The 25348-nt window shown below is 34.4% G+C and carries 21 protein-coding genes and 1 pseudogene; 8 read left to right on the forward strand and 14 right to left on the reverse strand.

Annotated features, from left to right (window positions below; genetic code table 11):
• Nucleotides 1-935: 935 nt before the first annotated feature.
• Nucleotides 936-2291 (reverse strand): PFL family protein, encoded by a 1356-nt coding sequence (locus tag ACGH6Q_RS10270; protein WP_411592749.1) that lies wholly within the window; start codon nucleotides 2289-2291, stop codon nucleotides 936-938.
• 35 nt (nucleotides 2292-2326) lie between these two features.
• Complete coding sequence (locus tag ACGH6Q_RS10275) at nucleotides 2327-2596, reverse strand: ACT domain-containing protein (protein WP_034914900.1); 270 nt, start codon at nucleotides 2594-2596, stop codon at nucleotides 2327-2329.
• A gap of 140 nt (nucleotides 2597-2736) precedes the next feature.
• Between ACGH6Q_RS10275 and ACGH6Q_RS10280 the strand changes: the two genes are divergently transcribed.
• Both ACGH6Q_RS10280 and ACGH6Q_RS10285 read left to right on the forward strand, forming a co-directional pair.
• Nucleotides 2737-3951, forward strand: a complete 1215-nt coding sequence (locus ACGH6Q_RS10280) for a pyridoxal phosphate-dependent aminotransferase (protein WP_296302076.1) — start codon at nucleotides 2737-2739, stop codon at nucleotides 3949-3951.
• A 209-nt stretch (nucleotides 3952-4160) separates the two neighbouring features.
• Nucleotides 4161-4950, forward strand: a pseudogene (locus tag ACGH6Q_RS10285) (IS3 family transposase).
• Between the two features lie 138 nt (nucleotides 4951-5088).
• Here the strand turns inward: ACGH6Q_RS10285 and ACGH6Q_RS10290 are convergent.
• A complete protein-coding gene (locus tag ACGH6Q_RS10290) occupies nucleotides 5089-5373 on the reverse strand; it encodes a hypothetical protein (protein WP_065611537.1) in 285 nt (94 codons plus the stop codon).
• Nucleotides 5374-6231: 858 nt separating this feature from the next.
• Between ACGH6Q_RS10290 and envC the strand changes: the two genes are divergently transcribed.
• Nucleotides 6232-7416, forward strand: a complete 1185-nt coding sequence (envC, locus tag ACGH6Q_RS10295; RefSeq protein ID WP_411592750.1) for a murein hydrolase activator EnvC — start codon at nucleotides 6232-6234, stop codon at nucleotides 7414-7416.
• Entirely contained in the window at nucleotides 7416-8219 is an 804-nt protein-coding gene (locus ACGH6Q_RS10300; RefSeq protein WP_085166076.1) for a divergent polysaccharide deacetylase family protein, read from the forward strand. Before envC ends, ACGH6Q_RS10300 begins: the two co-directional genes overlap by 1 nt.
• A 16-nt stretch (nucleotides 8220-8235) precedes the next feature.
• Here ACGH6Q_RS10300 and rapZ read toward each other — a convergent pair whose 3' ends face one another.
• From rapZ to dsbB, 4 genes are all read right to left on the reverse strand, one after another.
• Nucleotides 8236-9084, reverse strand: coding sequence for an RNase adapter RapZ (gene rapZ / locus ACGH6Q_RS10305; RefSeq protein WP_411592751.1), 849 nt, complete (start codon nucleotides 9082-9084; stop codon nucleotides 8236-8238).
• Between the two features lie 81 nt (nucleotides 9085-9165).
• Nucleotides 9166-9759: an XTP/dITP diphosphatase gene (locus ACGH6Q_RS10310; RefSeq protein ID WP_411592752.1), complete on the reverse strand. Its 594-nt coding sequence runs from the start codon at nucleotides 9757-9759 to the stop codon at nucleotides 9166-9168.
• An 84-nt stretch (nucleotides 9760-9843) separates the two neighbouring features.
• Complete coding sequence (rluA, locus tag ACGH6Q_RS10315) at nucleotides 9844-10500, reverse strand: bifunctional tRNA pseudouridine(32) synthase/23S rRNA pseudouridine(746) synthase RluA (protein WP_065590656.1); 657 nt, start codon at nucleotides 10498-10500, stop codon at nucleotides 9844-9846.
• A 78-nt stretch (nucleotides 10501-10578) separates the two neighbouring features.
• Nucleotides 10579-11112: a disulfide bond formation protein DsbB gene (dsbB, locus tag ACGH6Q_RS10320; protein ID WP_411592753.1), complete on the reverse strand. Its 534-nt coding sequence runs from the start codon at nucleotides 11110-11112 to the stop codon at nucleotides 10579-10581.
• 146 nt (nucleotides 11113-11258) lie between these two features.
• Between dsbB and rluC the strand changes: the two genes are divergently transcribed.
• Both rluC and ACGH6Q_RS10330 read left to right on the forward strand, forming a co-directional pair.
• The gene (rluC, locus tag ACGH6Q_RS10325; RefSeq protein ID WP_411592754.1) at nucleotides 11259-12242 is read left to right on the forward strand and encodes a 23S rRNA pseudouridine(955/2504/2580) synthase RluC; all 984 of its coding nucleotides are present in this window, start codon (nucleotides 11259-11261) and stop codon (nucleotides 12240-12242) included.
• 23 nt (nucleotides 12243-12265) lie between these two features.
• Nucleotides 12266-12928: a histidine phosphatase family protein gene (locus ACGH6Q_RS10330; RefSeq protein ID WP_065561544.1), complete on the forward strand. Its 663-nt coding sequence runs from the start codon at nucleotides 12266-12268 to the stop codon at nucleotides 12926-12928.
• Nucleotides 12929-12994: 66 nt separating this feature from the next.
• Here the strand turns inward: ACGH6Q_RS10330 and ACGH6Q_RS10335 are convergent, their stop codons facing one another.
• Nucleotides 12995-14446, reverse strand: a complete 1452-nt coding sequence (locus ACGH6Q_RS10335) for a M48 family metalloprotease (protein WP_411592755.1) — start codon at nucleotides 14444-14446, stop codon at nucleotides 12995-12997.
• 201 nt (nucleotides 14447-14647) lie between these two features.
• Nucleotides 14648-16369: a proline--tRNA ligase gene (gene proS / locus ACGH6Q_RS10340; RefSeq protein ID WP_411592756.1), complete on the reverse strand. Its 1722-nt coding sequence runs from the start codon at nucleotides 16367-16369 to the stop codon at nucleotides 14648-14650.
• 386 nt (nucleotides 16370-16755) lie between these two features.
• On the opposite strand from proS, the gene ACGH6Q_RS10345 reads away from it, so the two are divergent.
• Both ACGH6Q_RS10345 and ACGH6Q_RS10350 read left to right on the forward strand, forming a co-directional pair.
• A complete protein-coding gene (locus ACGH6Q_RS10345) occupies nucleotides 16756-18054 on the forward strand; it encodes a serine/threonine transporter (protein ID WP_411592757.1) in 1299 nt (432 codons plus the stop codon).
• A 290-nt stretch (nucleotides 18055-18344) separates the two neighbouring features.
• Nucleotides 18345-19712 carry an L-serine ammonia-lyase gene (locus ACGH6Q_RS10350; protein ID WP_174798971.1) on the forward strand — a complete coding sequence of 456 codons (1368 nt, stop codon included), beginning with the start codon at nucleotides 18345-18347 and terminating at the stop codon, nucleotides 19710-19712.
• A gap of 61 nt (nucleotides 19713-19773) precedes the next feature.
• On the opposite strand, the gene ACGH6Q_RS10355 is transcribed toward ACGH6Q_RS10350, so the two are convergent.
• The 5 genes from ACGH6Q_RS10355 to xerD form a co-directional block, all read right to left on the reverse strand.
• Nucleotides 19774-20133: a helix-turn-helix domain-containing protein gene (locus ACGH6Q_RS10355; protein WP_296300871.1), complete on the reverse strand. Its 360-nt coding sequence runs from the start codon at nucleotides 20131-20133 to the stop codon at nucleotides 19774-19776.
• Between the two features lie 78 nt (nucleotides 20134-20211).
• Nucleotides 20212-21591, reverse strand: a complete 1380-nt coding sequence (gene mpl / locus ACGH6Q_RS10360; RefSeq protein WP_411592758.1) for a UDP-N-acetylmuramate:L-alanyl-gamma-D-glutamyl-meso-diaminopimelate ligase — start codon at nucleotides 21589-21591, stop codon at nucleotides 20212-20214.
• Nucleotides 21592-21710: 119 nt separating this feature from the next.
• The gene (gene recJ / locus ACGH6Q_RS10365) at nucleotides 21711-23447 is read right to left on the reverse strand and encodes a single-stranded-DNA-specific exonuclease RecJ (RefSeq protein ID WP_411592759.1); all 1737 of its coding nucleotides are present in this window, start codon (nucleotides 23445-23447) and stop codon (nucleotides 21711-21713) included.
• An 81-nt stretch (nucleotides 23448-23528) separates the two neighbouring features.
• The gene (dsbC, locus tag ACGH6Q_RS10370) at nucleotides 23529-24227 is read right to left on the reverse strand and encodes a bifunctional protein-disulfide isomerase/oxidoreductase DsbC (RefSeq protein ID WP_296318306.1); all 699 of its coding nucleotides are present in this window, start codon (nucleotides 24225-24227) and stop codon (nucleotides 23529-23531) included.
• A gap of 25 nt (nucleotides 24228-24252) precedes the next feature.
• Nucleotides 24253-25167 (reverse strand): site-specific tyrosine recombinase XerD, encoded by a 915-nt coding sequence (xerD, locus tag ACGH6Q_RS10375; protein WP_411592760.1) that lies wholly within the window; start codon nucleotides 25165-25167, stop codon nucleotides 24253-24255.
• Between the last annotated feature and the right edge of the window lie 181 nt (nucleotides 25168-25348).

The raw sequence follows: 25348 nt of genomic DNA on the forward strand, positions 1-25348 counted from the left end.
AAAAAGGACTTTTTAAATAAAGGCTTTGAAGATGTTGAAGACCAAATAGTAAACATCTTTAAAAAAGAGCTATTCAGTTAAATTGTAGTGTACACTTGCACACAAATTCTGACAAAGATTGGATACCAAAAGCTGAAGAGCCTAACTAGTAGCTCAAATTGAGCCAATAAAATATAAAATAGAGACCGCCCTAATTGGCGGTTTTTTATTGAGTGAACACCTAAAGTGTACACTTGTGAATAGTAAATCATTAAGTGTTCACCGCTCAAACCCTTTTATAATAAGGCTTCAAGCAAGTAGTGAACACCGTGAACACTTTTTTATTAAATTTTATTTTTATGGGGAGGAGGTATAAAAAATCTAAAATATAATTAACGAATACCACTCACCTAGATAAATTTTTACACCGTCAAAATTCTAAAACCAATTTTTAACCTTTCAATTTGGCAAGATTAAAATACCTAATATTGGGGGGCACTTTTTATTTTGGGACTATGCTTGGGACTATTTCTTCAATAAAGAAAAAGCAAAACCCTTTATTGAAAAGGCTTTAATAAGATCATTTCAAGTCCCGCCCACGGCACCAAATCAATAAACAGCAATATTCTTTTAAACCCTGCAAAGCACACCAAACCCAGTAATAACAAGCCTTAAAGTCTATTTTATTGCCCATTAAGTATCAGTAAGGTACATTTTAAACCACATCTTAAACCACATCTTAAACCACATCTTTTAGGTATATACTTAAGTACAAATACTATATAATTAAAAATTATATATTTAAAATTATTATGGCAAGAAAAGCAGCCTTGATAATAGATACCCGAATAAAAGCCACCAATTCATGAAATAAGGAATATTCATTATTTATAGCGATAATCCGCCTACCTTGCTGTAGACGGAGTAAGGGAAAATATTCATTTAAAATAAATATATTAGTTTTTAAATGAATGAATTGGAGCGGGAATTCTTCCACCTCGATTAATAAAATCACATGAACTAAATTTGTTTACTGACATAACGGGAGCATGGCCGAGTAAGCCACCAAATTCAATGTTATCTCCTACGTTTAAGCCCACTGCTGGAATAATTCGCACAGCTGTTGTTTTGTGGTTAATCACCCCTATTGCAGCCTCATCTGCAATGATCGCCGAAATAGTTTCAGCTGGCGTATCGCCTGGAATTGCAATCATATCCAGTCCAACAGAACAAACACAAGTCATTGCTTCTAGTTTTTCAAGATTAAGTGCACTGTTATTTACAGCATCAATCATACCTGCATCTTCCGAAACAGGGATAAATGCACCGCTTAATCCGCCAACATGGCCACAAGCCATTACTCCACCTTTTTTAACCGCATCGTTTAGCATAGCTAGTGCTGCAGTTGTACCGTGTGTACCGACTGCTTCTAATCCCATTTCTTCTAAAATGTGTGCAACCGAATCACCAATTGCTGGAGTTGGAGCTAACGATAAATCGACAATACCAAATTTAACGCCTAAACGTTCAGAAGCTTCTTTACCGACCAGTTGCCCCATACGAGTAATTTTAAATGCAGTTTTTTTGATAGTCTCAGCTACAACATCAAATGGCTGACCTTTGACTTTTTCAAGTGCTCGTTTAACTACACCAGGACCACTGACTCCAACGTTAATGACACAATCAGCTTCACCTACGCCATGAAAGGCACCTGCCATAAATGGATTATCTTCAACAGCATTAGCAAACACAACTAACTTAGCGCAGGCCATGCTACTATTATCAGCTGTTAATTGCGCAGCTTCTTTAATGATATTTCCCATTTGCTTTACTGCATCCATGTTGATCCCCGTTTGTGTAGAGCCAACATTTACCGATGAGCAAACTCGTTCTGTCTGTGCAAGTGCTTGTGGAATTGATTTAATTAAAATTTCATCACCTTTATGATAACCTTTTTGTACCAGTGCTGAAAATCCACCAATAAAGTTAACATTAACCGCTTTAGCTGCTTCATCCAAAGTTTTAGCAAACGCTACATAATCTTTATCATCACTAGCACCGGCAATTAAAGATATTGGCGTAACAGAAATACGTTTATTGATTATTGGAATACCAAATTCTGAAGTAATCTGATCACCTACTTTAACAAGATCTTTTGCCAGACGTGTAATTTTGTTATAAATTTTTTGGCGTGCTTTTTCACCATCACTATCTATACAATCAAGAAGAGAAATACCCATGGTTATTGTGCGGATATCAAGTTTTTCTTCCTCAATCATTTTAATGGTTTCGAGGATCTGTTTTGTTTCCATTAGTATTATCCTTTTTTTAAAATATAGAATTAATATTATAAACGATGCATAGCATCAAAAATTTCTTCTCTTTGAAGATTGACTTTAACTTTTAGATTTTGACCTGTTTGCATCAACACAGTTTTTACTTCATCAAATGACACATTAATTTTAGATAGGTCAAGTAACATAATCATCGTAAAATACTCATCCATGATAGTTTGGCTGACATCTAAAATATTAATATTTAATTCATATAACTTTTGGCTAATACCAGCAATAATACCTGTTTGATCTTTACCAATTACCGTTAAAATGGTTTTCATAACACTCTCCCGCACAAAAAATAGACAATTAAATAATATTTATTGAGCTAACTATAATAGCATCTTCAAAAATTATCGAAATAGGAGTAGATTGTTTTTTTCAGTAAAAATATCAACACAAGAACTAAAAAGAGCAACTTATGGTAAATTTCTCAAAATCCACAAAATTGGATCATGTTTGTTACGATATCCGTGGTCCAATTCTAGAGCATGCAAAACGACTGGAAGAAGAAGGTCAAACTATCCTGAAACTCAATATTGGAAACCCAGCGCCGTTCGGTTTTGCTGCGCCTGACGAATTATTAATTGATGTGATTAGAAACTTACCTTCCTCACAAGGATATTCCGATTCTAAAGGCCTTTATTCTGCTCGTAAAGCAATCATGCAGTATTATCAAGCTCGCGGAATTAATAGTTTAGATGTTGAAGATATTTACATCGGTAATGGTGTATCAGAATTAATCGTTCAATCCATGCAGGCTTTACTAAATAGTGGTGATGAAATACTCGTACCTATGCCCGATTACCCATTATGGACAGCGGCTATTAGTTTGTCTGGTGGGAGCGCTGTGCACTATCTTTGCGATGAAGAATCAAATTGGTCACCTGATATTGAAGATATTAAACGGAAAATAACTCCAAACACTAAAGGAATAGTAATTATTAATCCTAACAACCCGACAGGCGCTGTTTATAGTAAAGAAGTATTACTTGAGATCGCTGAAATCGCTCGTCAAAATAATCTAATCATCTTCGCTGATGAGATTTACGATAAAATTTTATATGATGATGCAGTGCATTATTCAATTGCCGCATTGGCCCCCGATTTATTTGTCATTACCATGTGTGGCCTATCAAAAACTTATCGAGTTGCTGGTTTTAGGCAAGGCTGGATGGCGCTTTGTGGCCCAAAAAACCATGTAAAAGGCTATATTGAAGGCTTAAATATGCTAGCTTCAATGCGTTTATGTGCTAATGTGCCATTACAACATGCTATTCAAGGAGCGCTAGGAGGCTACCAAAGCATCAATGAATTTATTGTTCCTGGAGGTCGCTTATATGATCAATGTATGTTGGCATGGCGTTTACTTAATGAAATCCCTGGGGTTTCATGTACTAAACCACAAGGTGCCTTGTATCTATTTCCAAAATTAGATCAGAACAAATTCAACATCCATAACGACCAAAAACTCGTATTAGATTTTTTGTTACAAGAAAAAGTATTACTTGTACAAGGAACTGGCTTTAATTGGCATAAACCGGATCACGTTAGAATTGTTGCTTTGCCTCATTCAGGTCAACTTGAAGACGCTATTGGAAGATTTGCTCATTTTCTATCTTCCTATAAGCAATAAATCGCTCATTGATTAATCCCCAGTTTCTGCTGGGGTAATTTTAATAGCTCAGCCAAAATAGATTTATAAAACCATATTTAACATTGTCTTTTTATTGTGTAAAATACGGCTTATCTTCCTGTTTGAAACTTTGGATAGGCTACACTAATTAGTACCAGTTTTATAAGGTCATTGTTATGATAAACTAAAAATAAAAGAAGGTAACAACAATGACAATCGATTCATCGCGAAGAACAAAACGTAGCTTTACTAACGAGTTCAAAAAACAAATGGTCATGCTATATCAAAATGGTAAAAAACGTGTGGATATCGTCTCAGAGTATGACCTCACCAAGTCAGCATTAGATAAGTGGATAACGCAGTACCAAACTACTGGCTCATTCATCGCAAAAGATAATCGTCGAACTGAAGAGAACGAACTTATCGCGCTACGCAAAGAGAATAAACGCTTGTTAATGGAGAATGATATCCTAAAGCAAGCGGCGTTGATAATGGGAAGAAAATCGAGTTAATTTTACATAATAAGCATTGATACAGCTTACGTGCATTATGTCGATGTTTAAATGTAACCCGAAATCGTTTCTATTATCAACGGCAATTGACGCAGCAACCACAAGATATATCGCTGAGTGAAATAGTGGGTGAAATTTTTAATAATAATTATCAAGTTTATGGTACAAGGCGTCTGCAAGCAGAGCTGAGAAAGCAAGGCATAACCGTGTCTCGACGCCAAATAGGTCGAATCATGGCGAAAAATGGCTGGGTTTCGAAATACACCTGTAAAAAAGGTCGTTAAGTCGCAAAGGCTGTCCTTATGATAACGCAATTGCAGAAAGCACATTTAAAGCAGTGAAAACAGAATTTGTGTCAAATACTATTTTTGATTCACTGGCGCAACTTAAGTTGGAATTTAATCACTATGTGGATTGGTTTAATTATAATCGACTTCATTCAACATTAAATTACCAGTCGCCGATTGAATACAAAAGAAATCAATGACCTTATCTTTTTGGTACTAAAAAGTGTGGACATACCGATTTGATATTGTTGATCCATAAATATTATTGTTAATAAAGGCTGATTAATTTTTAAATAAATACGTAAAGTCCAAATATAGAATCAAAAAAACGATCATATTTATTGCTTATTTTTAATAATTATTTTTTTTAATCTTTTAATTTCATTAATTAATTTGGGAATATCTTGTCGTGCGTGTGCAATAAATTCTTGATCATCTATTGTTCCACCAATAAGTTCAATATTTTTTCCACGATTACATTCAGTTCCTGTGAGAATAAAATTTGAGCCACTAGTATGATCTCTACCTTCTACATATGATATCCATGGCCCTTTTGTTGCTTTTTTACATCGCTGAATTATTAGATTCAATTCATCATCTGATATTTTATTATCATCTTGCATTAATGACTCCTTTTGAGGTTTGATTTGGCTGATAGATTCTTATGAGTAGGTGTCATGAATCATCAGATTGCTTCGTACATACCTATATTATTTTGTTATTTCGGTAATATTGTTGTCTATATTGGTCTGGCGATAACTTACCTTCAGTTGTGGTGTATACGATTATAATAAATTTAAATATATTCATAATATTGTTAGCCAGATTCGTCATTGTAGTAACAACATAAATAATATATGTTTTGAGTGTATAAGAAAAGCTCAACGACCTTATTATCGCAATAATTTGTCTATCGACTAATGCTTTGCCTAGGCTCAAATTATCAACAGTAAATTTTTATCAACTTACCGTAATGTGTTGCTTGCTATTCTTGATAATTTTACTTCTAGTTGTTAATGGATTTTAATTATGCTTTCATCAATAAATTTTCATTATAAATATTGTATATAATGAATAAATTTATATATTTTAATTAATGTACTTTTCTGACCGTAGATTAAAACATCGGTAAATCATACTTTAGTAGTTAAATTTCTTGGTATATTTCGCTAGGGATGCCAAAAACTTGCATTCTGTATAAAGTAGCTTTTAGTATGTTGTTATGTATTTGTTTATTGTGAATTCGACCTGTATTCAAAATTAGTAAAGTCACGGATAGCTCACTTTAATAATAACTATTTTTCCGTTCAGAAATGAGATACAAAACATACTAATTTTTTATCTAAAAAAACAAATTATCCTACTTTGTGTGTGGGTTTCATTTTGCATTTTGGCCTATTTATCGGTATAGTGGTATTATCATTGTTGTTTGGTTATAAATCATAAATATAAACGCCATGTCTGTTTATCAGAAAATTATTGTGATTGTTTTTGTTGGATTAATAAAAATTAGTTTTTTATATGCTAATGATAATCAGCAACTTCAATCTTTACGTCACGCTATTGAAGAACAAGAAAAGCGTTTAGCACAACAAAAAGAAGAGCGTAATAAGTTAGTCAATAATCTTAAAGAACAAGAAACCAAAATAGCTAATCTTTTAACCTCAATTGAAAAGAATGATTTATCACTTAAGAAACTCGATCAAGAAATCAACAATTTGATTGGACAAATTGATATATTAACTATAAAACAAAAACATCAAAGAATTATATTATCAAAGCAGCTCGAAAGTGCATTTAAACTAGGCAAAACAACTGGTTTGGAGTTAATTTTTTCGGGAGAAAAAAGCGAACGTAATGATCGTATAATTGCTTATTACCGCTATATTAATCAAGCACGGCAACAGCAAATTCACAATCTTCAAGATACTCAAACCCAATTGATCGAGAAGAAAATTGAGTTACAAAAAAAACAAGTTTTGCATAAAGAATTACAAATTAAACAGAAAGAACAACAAGTAGGACTTGAAAAAAATCGTCAAAATCGACAAAACACGATAAATTCTCTTGAATCATTGATGCAATTAAATCAACAAAAATTAACCGACTTGCGTAATAATGAAGCTAAACTACAGGCTAAAATTGCTCAAGCTGAACGTAAAAATAGACGTATTGCAGAAGAAGAAGCAAAACAAGCAAAATATATTGAAGAAAAGCAGAATAATTCTCGTTATACTCCTAATCCTGATGAGCTAGCATTAATGGCTCGCGTAAGTGGTATTGGTAAGCCACAACATCAGTTTAATTGGCCAGTGAATGGTAATATTGTACATCAATTTGGAGAATCACTCCAAGGTGAGCTACGTTGGAAAGGGATGGTGATTAATGCTAAAGATGGTGCTCAAGTTAAAGCCATTGCTGGTGGACGGGTCATCTTGGCTAGTTGGTTACAAGGTTATGGTTTTGTTGTTGCATTAGATCATGGTAAAGGTGATATGAGTTTATATGGTTATAACCAGCGTATTTTAGTTGAGGTGGGTGATAAGATTCATATTGACCAACCTATTGCATTGGTTGGTTCAAGTGGTGGGAAAAACATATCTGCTTTATATTTTGAGATTCGCCGTGATGGTAAGGCACTTGATCCGAGAGAGTGGTTAAAGTAATGCGTTGTTTTATTAACCTTTTTTTTATCATTTTCTTAGTGCTAAATTCCAACTATATATGGGCAGCAAAACTTGCAATAGTCATTGATGATTTTGGCTATCGCCAGCATAATGAAGAGCAAATAATTTCATTTTCTCCTAATATTACTATTGCAGTTTTACCAAATTCGCCTAATGCTAAACGTATTGCAACTATAGCCCATAATAATGGTAATGATGTGTTAATTCACTTACCTATGGCTCCATTAGGTAAACAGCCACTAGAAAAAGACACTCTATTTCCTTCGATGGATGAAGCTGAAGTAAACCGAATAGTGACAAATGCTGTTGAACAAGTGCCTTATGCTATTGGAGCTAATAATCATATGGGAAGTTTGATGACAGCAGATCTTACTGGTATGATAAAAGTTATGAAAGCATTAAGTCAATATTCGATGTTTTTTTTAGATAGTAAAACAATCGGTAAGACTCAAATAAAAAAAGCTGCTAGCTACTATAACATCCCAGTATTAACGCGTGATGTATTTTTAGATGCTCAACAAAAAGAAAGTGCTATTAGCTTGCAATTTGATTTGGCGATAAAATTGGCACGCAAAAATGGCGTTGCTATTGTTATTGGTCATCCACATCCACAAACAGTTAATATATTAAGGCAGAAGCTAGCAAATTTACCTTCAGATATTGAATTGACCAAGGTTAGTCAATTAATTACGGCAATACCAGCTTCAGCTAATCATAAAACTACACTAAAAGATATTTTTGAAAAATGTAAAAAAAACATTGATAGATTATCGAATTTTTAAAATTGAAAGATAATCATCATTTTTTTTCTAAAGTTCGATGGCGAATTTTTACTTGTTTGTTTTGTGCTTTAAAAAATGCGGCTAATTGTTCAGCAATAAAGACAGAACGATGTTGACCACCTGTACATCCAATAGCAATGGTTAAGTAACTGCGGTTGTTTTTTTCTAATAAAGGTATCCATTGATTTAAGTAATTGGCGGTTTGATAGATAAAATTGGACACTTCATTGTGTTGTAATAAATATTCTTTTACTGGCTTATCTAATCCTGTTAATGGGCGCAAATTCACTTCCCAATGTGGGTTAGGTAAAAACCTGACATCAAATACAAAATCAGCATCAATGGGTAAGCCATGTTTAAAGCCAAATGATTCAAAAATAAAGGTTAATTCACGCTCTTTTTTACCTAAAATACGTGATCTTAATATGTCTGATAGTTCATGTACTGATAGGTCATCGGTATTTATAACTAGGCTTGCGTTAGATTTTAAAGGTTCTAGATATTTTTCTTCAAGATCTATTGCTTCTTCAAGAGAATAGTGTTGATTGGTTAATGGATGTATCCGTCGTGTTTCACTATAGCGTCGAATTAACGTATTACGACTACAATCGAGGAAAAGTATTTCAGGTGTCACCGATTCGGGCAAACGTTGAAATATATCATTATTAAAATCAAATTGTTCAGGCAAATTTCGAATATCAATGCTAACTGCAACTGGCGTGTTGTGGTTTTTTAATGAGTTGGCTAATTGAGGTAATAAAGCAACTGGGATATTATCAACACAATAAAATCCCATATCTTCTAGAGCGCGTAGGGCGATTGATTTTCCCGATCCAGAGCGACCACTTACTATCATTACAATCAAAATATTAACTCCAATATCATTAATGTATTAAGTATATACTGTTTACTTCTTGATATGCAATTTCGAGTATAAATAAGTTTGCTAAGCAGTTTTAATTTTTTCAATCAATTGTTTTAGAGCTTGACCTCGATGTGATATTTGGCTTTTTTGTTCTTTTGTTAGCTGTGCTGCGGTGCAGCCTAGTTCTGGTACATAAAAAAGTGGATCATAGCCAAATCCCCCATCACCTTGTTCTTCATTTAAAATTAAACCATCCCATTTTCCTAAGCAGATGATAGGTGTTGGGTCGTTTTCGTGTCGCATAAAAACTAGCGCACAATAAAAGTAAGCGGTACGTTTTTCTTTTGGGATATTTTGTAATGCTTTAAGTAATTTTTGATTGTTACTTTTGTCGTTACCGTGTTCACCTGCATAACGAGCAGAATAGATCCCAGGTTGCCCATCAAGTGCATCGACCGCTAAACCAGAGTCATCAGCAATGGCGGACAGTCCAGTTAATTTGGCAGTATGTCTTGCTTTTAAAAGTGCATTTTCAATAAATGTTAAGCCTGTTTCGTCGGCATCCGGTATATTAAATTGGTTTTGTGCAATAATATCAAAACCTGCATTAGCGAGTAATGTTTGCAATTCATTGACTTTGCCTTGATTATTCGTTGCTAAAACAATTTTTTGCATTTTAATTTCCTTTATATCAGTTGTTTATCTTTTATTCGCATAAGCAGATTTTATATAATGGTCGCTAATTTTATATTTCTATTTTTAAAAATCAGGTTCGCAGCTAAACGTCATACTTTCGCCTGTTTTAGGGTGGTTAATTGTTAGTAATTGAGCATGCAATAGCAGCCTTTTAGACATAGTAAAGGCTTCAGGGTGGGCATAGAATTTATCGCCTAAAATAGGGTGACCAATGGCTTGCATATGTACCCGTAATTGATGTGATCGCCCAGTAAACGGAAATAATTGCACTCGTGTTGTGTTGTCTGGATTGCGTGAAATGACTTGATACTCTGTCAGCGCATGTTTGCCATTTTCTAAATCGACCATTTGCCTTGGTCGATTGGGCCAATCACAAATTAGGGGTAATTCAACACGACCAGAATCTTGCTCAAGATGCCCATGCACTACAGCAATATAGGTTTTTTTAGGAATACGTTCACGAAATTGTTTTTTTATCTCTCGATCGGCGAGTTTAGAAAGTGCGGCAACCATGATACCACTGGTTGCCATATCTAACCGATGCACGGATTCGACGTAGCTATATTTTTGTTGCAATCGGTGAATAATACTATCAATAAATTGAGGTTTATTGCCCGAAACCGACAAAATACCTGGTTGTTTATTTACAACCACAATATGGTCGTCTTGATGCAAAATCGATAGCCAAGGTTCAATAGGTGGGTGGTATTCCAAAAGCATTTATGTGTGACGTTTGTAAAATAAAATTATCACACATTCTAACAAACTCAACAAAAAGTGCTAGTTTTATAAATAAAGTCATTTACTCCAGATTGAATTTTTTGAGGATAAAAAGAACTGAGATATTAATACAGCCAAACCAACAATAAAATAGCAAGCAAAAATAATAATCATCCATTGTGACATTTCAATTGTTAGAAATGTCCAAATTTTATCGGCACATGAGCCATAAGCATTAAACAAACTAGGAAACCACGAATCTAATGGTAGCCAAGCAGGAAAGTGTACGTTAATTGAGCAAGTATCATTTAGATTAGGTTCAAATTGTAGATGAGCATGAAATGTTGCTAATGAAAAGCCTTTATAGGCGCTAAAAAGCCAAATGAAAATACCTATTAATCGAACAAAAATGTTGCGAGGAGCAATTATTCCAATAATGCTAGCCAACATGATACCAAAAATAGCGCAACGCTGATAAATGCAGAGAGTACAAGGTGCAAGCCCTAAACCATGTTGAAAATAAAGTGCGGTTATTTCAAAAGTAAAAGTAGAAAAGAACAATAAGAACCAAGCCAATCTAGCTTGTGAGTATTGATTAAGCAATGATAACATACTATTTTATTCCCTCATATTTCGCTATAATCTTTCTTCTTTAATTATATTGAATATAATCTATCTTATTTTTACTACGATAGTGTAGTTTATTTTTGAGTAATGTAAAACGATTTTATTTATTGACGGCGGATTAATCATTCCTTATGCACTCAACGGTTCCACATACAAAACTACAAGTCTCATTTGTTACTATTTCTGAGGAAAATGCGACACAACGTATTGATAACTTTTTAATCACCCATTTAAAAGGTGTGCCAAAAAGTATGATTTATCGCATTTTAAGAAAGGGTGAGGTTCGTGTTAATAAAAAACGGATTAAACCTGAATATAAATTAAATATTGGCGATGAAATTCGTATTCCTCCTGTTCGTATGACTGAAAAACCCACGCCAGATATTTCGACCAAGCTTAATAAAGTCGCTGATTTAGAAAAGGCAATCATCTATGAAGATGAGGTAATGTTGGCAATTAATAAGCCATCGGGTATTGCTGTTCATGGTGGTAGTGGCTTAAGTTTTGGCGTGATTGAAGGATTACGCGCCTTAAGACCTGAAGCGAAATTTTTGGAGTTGGTGCATCGCATAGATCGCGAAACATCGGGCGTGTTATTGATTGCCAAAAAACGCTCAGCACTAAAAGCGTTACACGAGCAGTTGCGCCTGAAGCAAATGCAAAAAAATTATTTGGCACTTGTTAAGGGGAATTGGCCTTCTGAATGTAAAGTAATACAAGCCCCACTGCTTAAAAATGTATTAAAAAGCGGTGAGCGAGTGGTAAAGGTTGATAAAGAGGGTAAGCCTTCTGAAACGCGTTTTAAAGTTGAAGAGCGCTTCAATTTTGCCACTTTGATTAAAGCAAGCCCTGTTACTGGGCGTACACACCAAATTCGCATACACACTCAATACGCAAGCCATCCAATTGCTTTTGATGATCGTTATGGCGATAGGCAATTTGATGCGTTATTAGCTGATACTAAGCTTAATCGTTTATTTTTACATGCAGCAAGCGTAAGATTTATTCATCCTAAAAGTTTGCAAGAAATGCAATTAAATGCACCAATGGATGATATTTTGCAGACTTGCTTGTCGTATCTAAGAAAAGATAAATATGAAAAAACAGAATCTTAAAATAAAAAAGGTAGTTAGTACGAATGAAAGATATTAATTTATATTTAATTAGACATGGTCAAACGCAGTGGAATATTAAAGATCAGATGCAAGGCTCTCAAAATTCACCTTTAACAGAGCAAGGTATTTTTGGTGCTAAAGTGACAGGACAGCATTTAAAAAATGTTCCTTTTATGCAAGCATACTCAAGTACACAACAACGAGCTATGGAAACTCGAGATTATATTGTTAAAGAAAATAATATAGTTATTCCTACTTTTGAGCTTGCTGATTTGCGTGAGATGGATTTTGGTATTTGGGAAGGCAAGAAAGTCCCTCAATTGAAAAAGGAGTTTCCAGAATTTACTACTTATTTGACAGATCCTGCTAATTTTGATGCTTCGGTCAATCAAGGTGAAAATTATTTTGATACCCTTTTGCGTATGAAGCAGGGGTTAAATACTATTGTAAAAAATGCACCTCAAGATACGGGTAATATTTTGGTTGTGTCACATGGAACGGTATTACGTATATTACTTTGTGTTTTAAATGGTGGTGATTGGCGTTTACATCGTGATGAGGATTATTTCCCTCGAATGTTAAATACTAGCATTAGTGTGGTTAATTATAAGCAAGGTAATGAACAATCTGAAGGGACATTTACTGTAAAATTCTTCAATAATGTGGATCATTTAGCTGATAAATAAGTATTTTGTTATCTTCTCGACTAATGGGTGCGTAAATAATTAGTCGAGAAGGTTTTGTTAATAAAATTATCGTTTATAAGCTGCATAACGTTTTTGTAGCTGTTTTAATTGATTAATTCTTGCATCAATTTTGGAAATCATTGTCTGATCGCCTTTTGTTTGATTCTTAGCATTTTGTAGTAGTTGAATGGATTGTTGAAATTGACCTTCTAATGCAATTAATTCCGCTCTAGCACTCATTTCTTTTGCTCTTGCATGTAATCCCCCGTAAGCAGTGACGAGTAATTCCCATCCATTTGAGTCATCATTATGGTCAAAAGTATAGCGATGTAACAAGCTTACGGCTTGTTGATAGTTTTTGTTTTTTATATACGCATTAGCCAAGTTTAGTTGCAATGCAGAACTGTTTGGTGCTTTTTTTAATGCTGCTTGTAGGCGAGTTATTGCAGTGCTGCTATTGTTGAGCGCTAAATCAATATCAGTCATTAAATCAATATACCAAATATTATTGGGATCACTATCTAATAATGGCTGTAGTTGTTGTTTCGCTTTTTGATTATTTCCACTTAGATTATCAGCTAAAGCATTAGCATAAATAATAGCTGTTTTACTTTGTTCATTGTTTAGTTTTTTATAATCTTCAACTAATAGCTTTGCGGTATTTTTATTTTTAGCCATTAATATGGCCAATCGAGCTTTCGCTAAATAGTAGTTTAATGACGGAGATACATTTTTTTTGCTATATTGCAATGAACGATTTCGAATATCGGTTAATCGGCTGTTAGGTAATGGGTGAGTAAGTAAAATTTCGGGAGCTTTACTACTAAATCGGCTTTGATCGGCAAGTTTTTGTAGAAATTCTGATGAAGCATAAGGATCAAACCCTGCTTTAGCAAGCGTTCTTAAACCAACACGATCGGCTTCTTGTTCATTACTTTGCGTAAAACTAATCATATTTTGAGCTGATCCTGCCATGGTGCTTGTCATCGCCGCCATGCCAGCTTCGGGATTGGCTAATGTTAATAGTAGAGAGCCTAATGTTGCCCCCCAAACATAAGGGCTATTACGGTTTTGGTTTTCCATTGCTCTGGCTAAATGGCGTTGGGTGACATGGCCAATTTCATGAGACATAACAGAGGCTAATTGACTTTCATTGTCGGTGTCTAATATTAGTTTAGAATGAATGACGACATTCCCACCAAAAAAAGCAAATGCGTTAAGTACTTCACTTTTCATAATATAAAAATGGAATGGCGTTTTTACTGATTCTGATTTTGATACTAATTTTTTGCCTAGATCATTAATATATTGGTTTAAAACAGGGTCGTTTATTATGGGAGCACTTGCTCGTAACATTCGCATATAATAATCGCCCATTTCCATTTCTTGGCCAATGCTAAGCGTTGTGGCTGCCGCAGTACCAATATCAGGAAGGTTAATATTATCAGCATAAACGATAGATGTACTTTGTAATAATAATGAGGTGGATAATACCAATGCGATTGTTTTTTTTAACATTATTCTAACCAATTAAAATAAGAGTTGCGTTGATTTATTCTAGCTGAAAAAAACAACAATATCACTTTGAATTTATAATTAGGGGTTTAACTTATTTGGTGTAATGAGTGTTATGAATAATAATACTTATTCTTGAATTGATAAAATAACAACAACTACATTAATGCGTTGTTGTTATTTTGATTTTTATGATTGGATTTATTATACTTTTTGACGGCGGCTTTGGATAAATTCAATGATATTGTTGACTTTCACCATTACTTTATCACCACCTGAACGGTGTTTGTATTCCACTTCTCCATTACCGAGGTTGCGTTCACCAATTACGATAGTGTGAGGGATCCCGATTAGTTCCGCATCAGCAAACATTACGCCAGGGCGCTCTTTTCGATCGTCAAATAAAACTTCAATGCCAGCAGCTTGTAAATCAGCATAAAGTTTTTCGGCTGTTGCTTGAACTTTTTCGGATTTGTGCATGTTCATTGGAATAATGACAACGCTAAATGGAGCAATCGCTTCTGGCCATACAATACCACGATCGTCATGACATTGTTCAATTGCAGCAGCTACAATGCGGCTTACTCCAATGCCGTAACACCCCATAATCATAACGTGGTTTTGTCCATCTTCACCTTGGACTGTTGCTTTCATTGCTTGTGAATATTTTGTGCCAAGTTGGAAGATATGTCCCACTTCAATACCACGTTTAATTTGTAATGTGCCTTTGCCATCAGGGCTAATATCTCCTTCAACCACATTACGGATGTCTTCAATGCGAGGTAAAGCAGTGTCACGTTCCCAATTGATATTAAAATAGTGTTTATGGTCAATGTTTGCACCAGCACTAAAGTCGCTCATAACAGCCACATCACGATCGATAATAATTGGCATGTTTAGATTTATTGGACCTAGCGAGCCTGGCCCTGCATTCACAATCGTACGAATTTCTTCTTCGGTTGCAAATTCAAGTGGTGAGGCAACAATATCAATTTTTTCTGCTTTGATTTCATTTAATGTATGATCACCTCGAACTAGTAAAGCTACTAATTGATGACCACTCTCTTTCGTGGCTTTAACCATCAAGGTTTTTACGGTTTTTTCAATCGGTAAATTGAATTGTTCGACTAATTCGTCAATAGTTTTGGCATTGGGAGTATCGACTAACTCCATTGCTTTTGTAGGTTCAGCGCGTTTTTGTGTTGGTGCTAATGCTTGAGCCATTTCTATGTTAGCCGCATAATCAGATTCGGTTGAAAAAACAATATCATCTTCGCCACTGTCGGCTAATACTTGGAACTCATGTGACCAGTTACCACCAATTGATCCTGTATCAGCACGCACCGCTCTAAATTTTAAACCTGCACGTGTAAAAACTGCGCTATAGGCTTTATACATCTCATCATAAGTTTCTTGTAATGATTCTTGTGTAGTATGGAAAGAGTATGCATCTTTCATAATAAATTCACGTGAACGCATCACACCAAAGCGAGGGCGTACTTCATCCCGAAATTTGGTTTGAATTTGATACACGTTAAGTGGTAATTGTTTATATGAGCTAACTTCATTACGTAGTAAGTCTGTAATGACTTCTTCATGAGTTGGGCCTAGAACAAAATCACGGTCGCCACGATCTTTAATACGTAATAATTCAGGGCCATATTGTTCCCAACGTCCGCTTTCTTGCCAAATATCAGCAGGCTGTACAACTGGCATTAATACTTCTATTGCACCGGCTTTATTCATCTCTTCACGGACAATATTTTCTACTTTTTTAAGTACGCGGTAACCAGTGGGAAGCCAAGTATATAATCCAGCAGCCACTTTGCGGATCATGCCTGCACGTAACATTAATTGATGGCTAATGACTTCAGCATCAGCAGGAGTTTCTTTTAACGTAGAAAGAAGATATTTACTGGTTCGCATAAATTTATCCTAAAAAAATTTATTTATAAATATATATGATAAAAATGTGAGCTAGTTTAGCAGTACCAAGCGTAACACTAAAGTAATTTTATTGTTATTTTTAATATGGAATTCTTGTAATACCTCCAACTCAGCATTAATAAAGTATGTTTTTAAATTATAGTCGCTAAATACAGATTATTTGGCTATAGAATGGCAGTATGTTTTACTTTTTTGTATCAATATTAATACTTTATTAATTTTTATTTTGCTAGGTATCAAATTGGATATTTTTATCGCGTTGATTATATTTAATTTTTTTGTTGTTTGTGTGATAAAGATCACTTTGTAAAAGTTATTAAATTGATATTATATGCGCAGAATTTTAGATTGAGGAGTAGTTCAAAATGAGCACGTTAATGACTAACGAAAATGTAATAGATTCATGTAAAGAATCAAAATTACCTAAATGGCGAAAAAGTGATACGTTATGGATGCTTAGCCTTTATGGTACAGCGATTGGTGCTGGAGTACTTTTTCTACCAATTAATGCAGGTGTCGGTGGGTTAATTCCGTTGCTGGTTATGTTGGTTCTTGCCTTTCCTATGACATTTTTTGCTCATCAAGCTTTGTGTCGATTTGTATTATCAGGTAAAAGTCGCGATGGCGATATTACCGTTGTGGTTGAAGAAGCTTTCGGGCGCACAGCAGGAAATTGGATAACTGTACTTTATTTTTTTGCAATTTACCCAATATTATTAGTATATAGCGTTGGTATTACAAATACAGTAGATAGCTTTATGGTTCATCAATTAGGAATGGAGTCATTACCACGAGCTTTACTTTCATTTGTTTTAGTTGCATTTTTAATGTCAATTGTTCACTTTGGCGAAGAACTTATTGTTAAAGTTATGTCAATATTAGTTTTTCCATTTATTGCCGTTTTAATGATTTTAGCGTTATTTTTAATTCCTGAGTGGAATGGTGAAATTTTTACCAATTTGTCTTTTGGTAGTAGTGACGAAGGACAAAGTATTTTAATGACACTTTGGTTAGTTATTCCTGTTATGGTTTTTGCATTTAATCATTCACCAATTATTTCATCTTTAGCGGTAGCTAAACGTAAAGAATATGGTGACGTTTATGCTGAACCTAAATGTACTAGAATTATTGCAGCAAGCAATATCATGATGGTTGTAACAGTGATGTTTTTTGTTTTTAGTTGTGCGCTTTGCTTGTCGCCTGCTGAACTTTTAGATGCAAAAGCTCAAAATATCTCAACGTTGTCATATTTGGCTAATCGATTTAATTCACCTGTTATTGAGTATATTGGTCCTCCAATTGCATTTATTGCAATGGCTAAATCGTTTTTAGGTCACTATCTAGGTGGTAAAGAAGGATTTAATGGTGTTGTTAATAAATTTTTGCGTAGCCGTAATAAAACAATTTCAGAAAACAAACTTGATAAATTAGCTATTGCCTTTATGTTTGTAACTGCTTGGGGGGTTGCAACATTAAATCCAAGTATTTTAGGTCTTATTGAATCACTTGGTGGCCCAATTTTAGCTGTGTTGTTGTTTTTAATGCCAATGTATGCAATTCATAAATTACCTGTACTAGCAAAATATAAAGGAAGGCTAAGTAATGTATTTATTGTTGTTATGGGATTAGTTGCAATTTCAGCCGCTATCTATAATTTATTATAAAATTTAATTCATGGGTAATTACCACTTACTTGTTTATTTAATATATAAAACCTACTGGCATTCGTTGGTAGGTAAATACAGCTACTAATAAAATAATCTACCGATATAGCAAGAATTAACTATTAATAGGTATTAAAACTTATTTTCATAATCTCAAAAGTGATACCTAAGTATTAGTATGGGGTAAGTGGCAAGATGATTATTGGTTATTTTATTAGCAATAAGTTAATTTGTAAAGATATCACTAGGATAGCAGTATTAATTTATGTTTTGCATCAAAAGGGAAAAATATGAGTTCGGTATTTGAAATATTTAAAATTGGCATTGGACCTTCAAGCTCACATACAGTAGGACCAATGAGGGCAGGGAAGGCATTCATAGATCAACTAATCAGTAATAACATGATGGCATCAGTAACAAAAATTGTGGCTGATGTTTATGGCTCTTTGTCGTTAACAGGCAAAGGTCATCAAACAGATATTGCTATTATTATGGGATTAACTGGCGAAAAACCTGATTCTGTTGATATTGATAGTATTCCAAGTGTTATCGAAAAACTTAGCCAAACTCAGCGGTTATCTATTTACAATGATCGTTATGAAATCGATTTTCCGTTGGAAAGTTGTATGGTGTTTCATTCTAAATTTTTACCATTACATGAAAATGGTATGACTTTGACTGCATATAGCGGCGATAAATTAGTTTTTCAGAAAACTTATTATTCTGTTGGCGGTGGTCAGGTTGTTGAAGAAGAGCAATTTGGTCAACAAGAGCAGGATTCAGTAAAATTTCCTTATCCATTTGCTTCAGCTGAGCAATTATTAAAACATTGTGAAGATAACTCATTATCAATTTCTAGTATTATGATGAAAAATGAGTTGCAAATACACTCTTATGAAGAAATTGAATCCTATTTTTCTCGTGTTGGGCAAACTATTTTGGAATGTATCAAACGAGGTATGAATACAGAAGGGCTATTACCAGGACCTCTTAAAGTTCCTCGTCGTGCGTTTTCGTTATACCGTCAATTGTCTACCACTAAGGATAAATTTATTAGTGATCCAATGGTGATTATTGATTGGGTAAATATGTTTGCGCTTGCAGTTAGTGAGGAAAATGCAGCAGGAGGACGAGTGGTTACTGCGCCAACAAATGGTGCATGTGGTATTATACCTGCTGTGCTCGCTTATTATGATAAATTTATTAATCCAGTTACACCTGATATTTATATTCGTTTCTTTCTAACTTGTGGCGCAATAGGACAACTTTATCAAATAAATGCTTCTATTTCTGGTGCAGAAGTGGGATGTCAAGGGGAAGTTGGCGTTGCTTGTTCTATGGCTGCGGCAGGACTTGCTGAGCTTTTAGGCGGTAATCCTCAACAAGTATGCATGGCGGCAGAAATAGCAATGGAGCATAACTTAGGCTTGACTTGTGATCCAGTTGCAGGCCAAGTTCAGGTTCCTTGTATTGAGCGAAATGCCATTGCCGCAGTAAAATCGATAAATGCGACAAGAATGGCTTTAAGACGAATTACTGCAGCAAAAGTATCTTTAGATAAAGTTATTAAAACGATGTATGAAACAGGAAAGGATATGAATGCAAAATATCGAGAAACATCGCGTGGTGGGCTAGCAATTACGGTTCATTGTAATTAGGGTGTTGCTATTTTTCTGTCGAATTCGCCGATTGTAAAATCGGCGAGACATTAGATTGTATTTAATGTTTCCAGTGCATAGTATTAACTTTAGAGCGCAAGAAATCATTTTCAGTTAGTACATCTACCCGTTCAGTTTTTACTTTTCGTTGTTTTCTTTTTCGTTTTGGTTGTTCTGCTGAGGCAATATGGATAACTTCGTTATAGGCAAGTAAATTATTAAGTTGATCAAGTTCGCCTAATCCACGGAGGACGGAAATTAATGTTTGTAATGTAATTGATTCGCCTTGTTCAATACGTTTTATTGTGGCAATGCCTATTTCGGATTTTTGCGCAAGTTCTAGTTGGGATAAATTTTTCTCAATTCTGGCTAATTTTATTCTGCGACATAGCATAGCAATCATGTCGGTAGTTTCATTCATGAAATGTCCTTTTTGTTTGATATGCCACATGATGTGGCATATATCATATTGCTATTTATATTATTTTTAGACTAGCGGTTATTGTTCTTGGTTTTTTATTTGTTTCTTCTTTAAGTTTTCTAAAATCTTTTTATGGATACCATTAAAGCCACCATTACTCATAATTAAAATTGCATCGGTTGGTTTAGCTGATTTTGTGATCATTTCAACCAATAAATCGATATCACCACTCCAGTAAGCGGGTTGAATACAAGCATCAACCACATCGGCTACTAGCCAAGGTAGTTGTTCAGGTTGGAATATAAAAATTTCATCAGCTCGACCAAGTGATGGGGCTAGTTCATCTTTAGATACCCCTAATTTCATCGTATTTGAGCGTGGTTCAAGTACGGCTAGAATGCGACGATTAGCTCCTATTTTACTGCGTAATGCTTCTAATGTGGCTAAAATTGCAGTTGGGTGGTGGGCAAAGTCATCATAGATTTCAATATTATTAACTTCGCCATAAAGTTCTAATCGTCTTTTTGCATTGACAAAAGAACCTAGTGCTAAACAAGCATCAGCAGGATCAATGCCAACATTATGGGCGGCTGCAATTGCCATTAGTGCATTATGCATATTGTGTTCGCCAACTAAGGAATATTTTACTTCGCCTACTTTTTTATTGTTAAAGTAAACCGCAAAATGACTCGCATCATTATTTATACGTTGTGCTAGCCAGCCGTTTTCTGATTCTGTGAATATTTTTTTACTCCAGCAACCTTTAGCTAATACTTGTTTTAAATTTACATCTTCTTGTGGTGTGATAATTAATCCGTTACTCGGCACTAAACGAACCAAATGGTGAAATTGTTTTTGAATAGAACTGAGATCATCAAAAATATCTGCATGATCAAATTCTAGATTATTCATGATAAGTGTTTTTGGGCAGTAATGCATGAATTTTGAACGTTTATCAAAGAACGAGCAATCATATTCATCTGCTTCAATAACAAAATAATTGCCTTCACCTAATCTTGCCGATACATCAAAATTACCCGGTACACCACCAATAACGAATCCTTGCTTGTAATCTTGCTTTTCTAAAATCCAATTGACCATACCCGCAGTTGTAGTTTTACCATGAGTTCCAGCAATAGCTATGACCCAACGATCTCGCAATACATTGTCGTGTAACCATTGAGGTGCTGAAATATAAGGAATGTTATTATCTAAAAGATATTCTACACAAGGGTTACCTCTTGATAGCGCATTGCCTATAATGACTAAATCAGGTCTTGATGTCAGTTGTGATGGATCATACCCTTCAATGATATCAATGTGTTCTTTTTGTAAAAGTGTGCTCATTGGTGGGTAAACATTTTTATCTGAACCCGTTACTTTATGACCAAGAGAGCGAGCTATCAAAGCAATCCCTGCCATAAATGTGCCACAAATTCCAAGAATATGAATATGCATTTTGAATCCTTAACATTGTATAAACTTTATATTGATAGTATTGGGTAACCATTGCTTATTTGATTGGTAAACAGATGTAAATTCAGAGCAACCTTGTAATTATAATCGATTCTGATTGTTTATGCGAGAGGCCATAGATGTTTAACCATTAATAATGGAGCTTGGTTACCACGAAATTCATCTACATCTAAATGGTAAACTATTTTCACATTTTTTATCGATTGATCAGGCCATAGTTGTCTATTTACATTAAAAAAGACCCCTTCAATAAGTGGACCACCGTTTTGGGGTTCTAGTACTAGTTTTAGGTGTTTGTCTGAAAATAATCGCTGTTGATGAATAATGAATTCACCGTCAAAAATGGGAGTGTAGAATCCTTCTCCCCATGGTCCTGATTCTTTTAATTGTTTGGCGATTTCGTAAGTAAGATCTTGGCTATCTATTTCACCGTCAGTTTCAATAATTGGTTCTAGCAAATCGGGTTCTAAGCGTGCATCTAAAAGTGTTTCAAAATTATTTTTAAAACGTTCTAAATCTTCTTCTCGAATAGTTAACCCAACAGCCATTGCGTGACCTCCAAAACTGATTATTAGATCAGGATTTTTCTGATTTAATTCATCAAGAAGATCGCGTAAATGAACGCCTTTAATTGAACGTCCTGAGCCCTTTAGAAAACCATCTTCTGTTGAAGCGAAAGATATGACTGGTCGATGATATTTATCTTTTAAACGTGAAGATAAGATCCCAATAATGCCTTGATGCCATTCTGGATGATGAAACACGAGTAAATTAGGAATTGTGATATTTTGTTTTTCAATTTCTTGAATGAATGATAAGGCCTCTTTATGCATCATTTGCTCAATTAACTTTCGATCACTATTGAGATTATCCAAATCCATAGCTTTGTTGATTGCTGAATCATAATTATCACAAAGTAGTAATTCAACTCCCAATGACATATTATCCATTCTACCTGCTGCATTTAATCGTGGCGCTATATAAAAAGCTAAATCGGTAGACGTAAGATTAATAGGATCTTTTTTAGATACCTGTAATAAGGCTTTGATGCCCTCACAACAATAGCCAGCTCGTATTCTGTTTATACCCTGATGAACTAAAATACGGTTGTTATGATCAAGTCTAACCACGTCAGCAATAGTGCCTAAAGCAACTAGATCTAATAAATTTGCTACATTATATTCAGCTAAATTGTTGTCGGAGAACCAATTTTCTTGCCGTAATTTTGCTCGTAAAGCTAGCATAAAGTAAAAAGCTACACCCACCCCAGCTAAATGCTTAGATGGAAATGTACAATTAGGTAAATTAGGATTGATTATGGCATCGGCATTAGGTAGTAGCTCAGGGCATAAATGGTGATCAGTAATAATGACTGACAATCCTGATTGCTTAGCAAAATCGACAGCTTCAATAGCAGATATTCCGTTGTCAACGGTAATAATAAGTTGTGCATTTTGTAAAATGGCTTTTTTAACAACCGAAACACTTAATCCATATCCATCATTAAAGCGATCAGGAATGATATAATCAACAAATTGGTAGCCCATATTTTTTAAGGCTCTGATGGTTAAAGCAGTACTGGTGGCACCATCAGTATCAAAATCACCAACAATCATGATTTGCTGATTATTTTTCATTATTGAATAAAGAATTTCGACTGCCTTTTCAATACCATCTAGTTTATCGTAATTACATAGATTGCGTGTGGTGTAATCAAGATCTTGCATGCTAGTAACACCACGCAATGCATAAATCCGTTGTAATAATAACGGAATATCATCAGAAAATTCTGGAAGTACTTCAGGTAATTTGCGATGTTTTAATTTACTTTTTTTCATAATTTATATGCTAGCGCATTTGCGCTAACATGTGTTTTCATTTTAATTTACATTTTAGTAACAATAACTGCTAATTTTTATTTAGTTTTTGTGATCAAGAAATTCAATTAGTTTATCTGCAGGCACGTAACCTGAAACAAGTTGGCCGTTAGGTAAGACAATTGCAGGTGTGCCGCCAATCCCTAACTTTTTACCGACATTAAATTGTTGTGTTACATAAGGTATCATGCTGCTTGCTGGCGAAATTGTATTACCTTTGTATGCATTGTCAAATGCAGCTTTGCGGTCAGCCATGCTCCAAATAGATTGCATGTTTTTGCCAACATCACTGTTAGCACCTGCTCGAGGGAATGCAAAATAGTGAACTGAAATACCCGCTTCTAAATACTTATCAATATTTTCATGTAACAGTTTACAGTAATGGCAAGTATAATCAGTAAATACTGAAATGATGTATTTTTCATTTTTAGCTTTATAAATAATGGCATCTTTTTCAATTGATTTTATTAGGCTAAGATTGATGCTGTTAGCAATGTTTTCTGGTTCATCACCTTGTAAATCAAAAATAGAGCCTTGAATTAAGAATTTACCATCTTTACTAACGTATACAATACCTTCTGGTGTGCTAACGCTTTTAAAATCTTTAATTGGACTATCAAAAATTTTTGATTCTTTGCTATCGTAACCAAATTTATCTAAAGCTTTTGCAATTTCATTATTATTTGCTAATACTGAACTTGAAATTAACGCTAAACCTAAACATATAACTAATTTTTTCATTCAATTATCCTTATTTTTGTCAATTCTATGCTCGAGGATGATGTTTACTATGTAACTGTTTTAACCTTTCTGTTGCAACATGTGTATAAATTTGTGTAGTTGATAAACTGCTATGCCCAAGCAACATTTGAACGACGCGCAAATCTGCTCCGTGATTAAGAAGATGTGTTGCAAAAGCATGTCGAAGCACATGAGGAGAAAGTGCTTCAATATTTATACCGATTAGTATGGCATAATATTTAATTCGATGCCAGAAAGTCTGTCGTGTCATTTTTTTTCCTAATCGGCTTGGAAAAAGCACATCAATAGGTCCATTTTTTAAAAGATCATTTCTTGCATATTTAAAATAATATTCAAGCCAATAAATTGCTTCTTCTCCAAGTGGGACTAAGCGCTCTTTATTACCTTTACCAATTACTCTTACTACACCTTGACGTAAGCTAACATCGCTAATTTCTAAATTTACTAATTCAGATACGCGTAAACCGGTGGCATAAAGTACTTCCAACATCGCTTTATCCCTAAGTTCAATGGGATCTTCTATGCTTGGCGACTCTAGTAGCGCATCGACTTGCGATTCAGTTAAGTCTTTAGGTAATTTTTTAGGAAGTTTGGGGGATGATAATACTGCAGAAGGGTCATCAGTGCGATAATTTTCTTGATATAAATACTGAAAAAAACGTTTAGTTGCACTAAGCAAACGTGCTGAACTACTTGCTTTATACCCATCTTCTACTCGTTGCATTAAAAAGTTTTGTAAATTAAGTGTTTGAGTTGTTAGGAATGTGACATTTTGTTGTTGTAAAGATTGACTTAGTGCCAACAAATCAAGTCTATAAGAAGCAATGGTATTTTCAGCTAAGTTCCTTTCTAGCCACAATGAATCTAGAAAACGGTCTATTAACATTTTATTTTGGGCAGGTGTATCTTGGCTAGACATCAAAATTATCTCTACATTACGTTTATTCTTTATATTATATACTAGCTGTCAATAAGTTGCAGTTTAAGTAAAAATTGCTATTTTTAGTTGTACAAATTTCTACACATTAACAAAAGTCAGGTTATTTAAATCACTTATTCAATAAAAAGGTTAAGTAGTTGTCAATTACTGGCTTAACTAA

This window comes from Gilliamella sp. BG2 (assembly GCF_046635645.1).
GTDB classification, from domain to species: domain Bacteria; phylum Pseudomonadota; class Gammaproteobacteria; order Enterobacterales; family Orbaceae; genus Gilliamella; species Gilliamella bombi.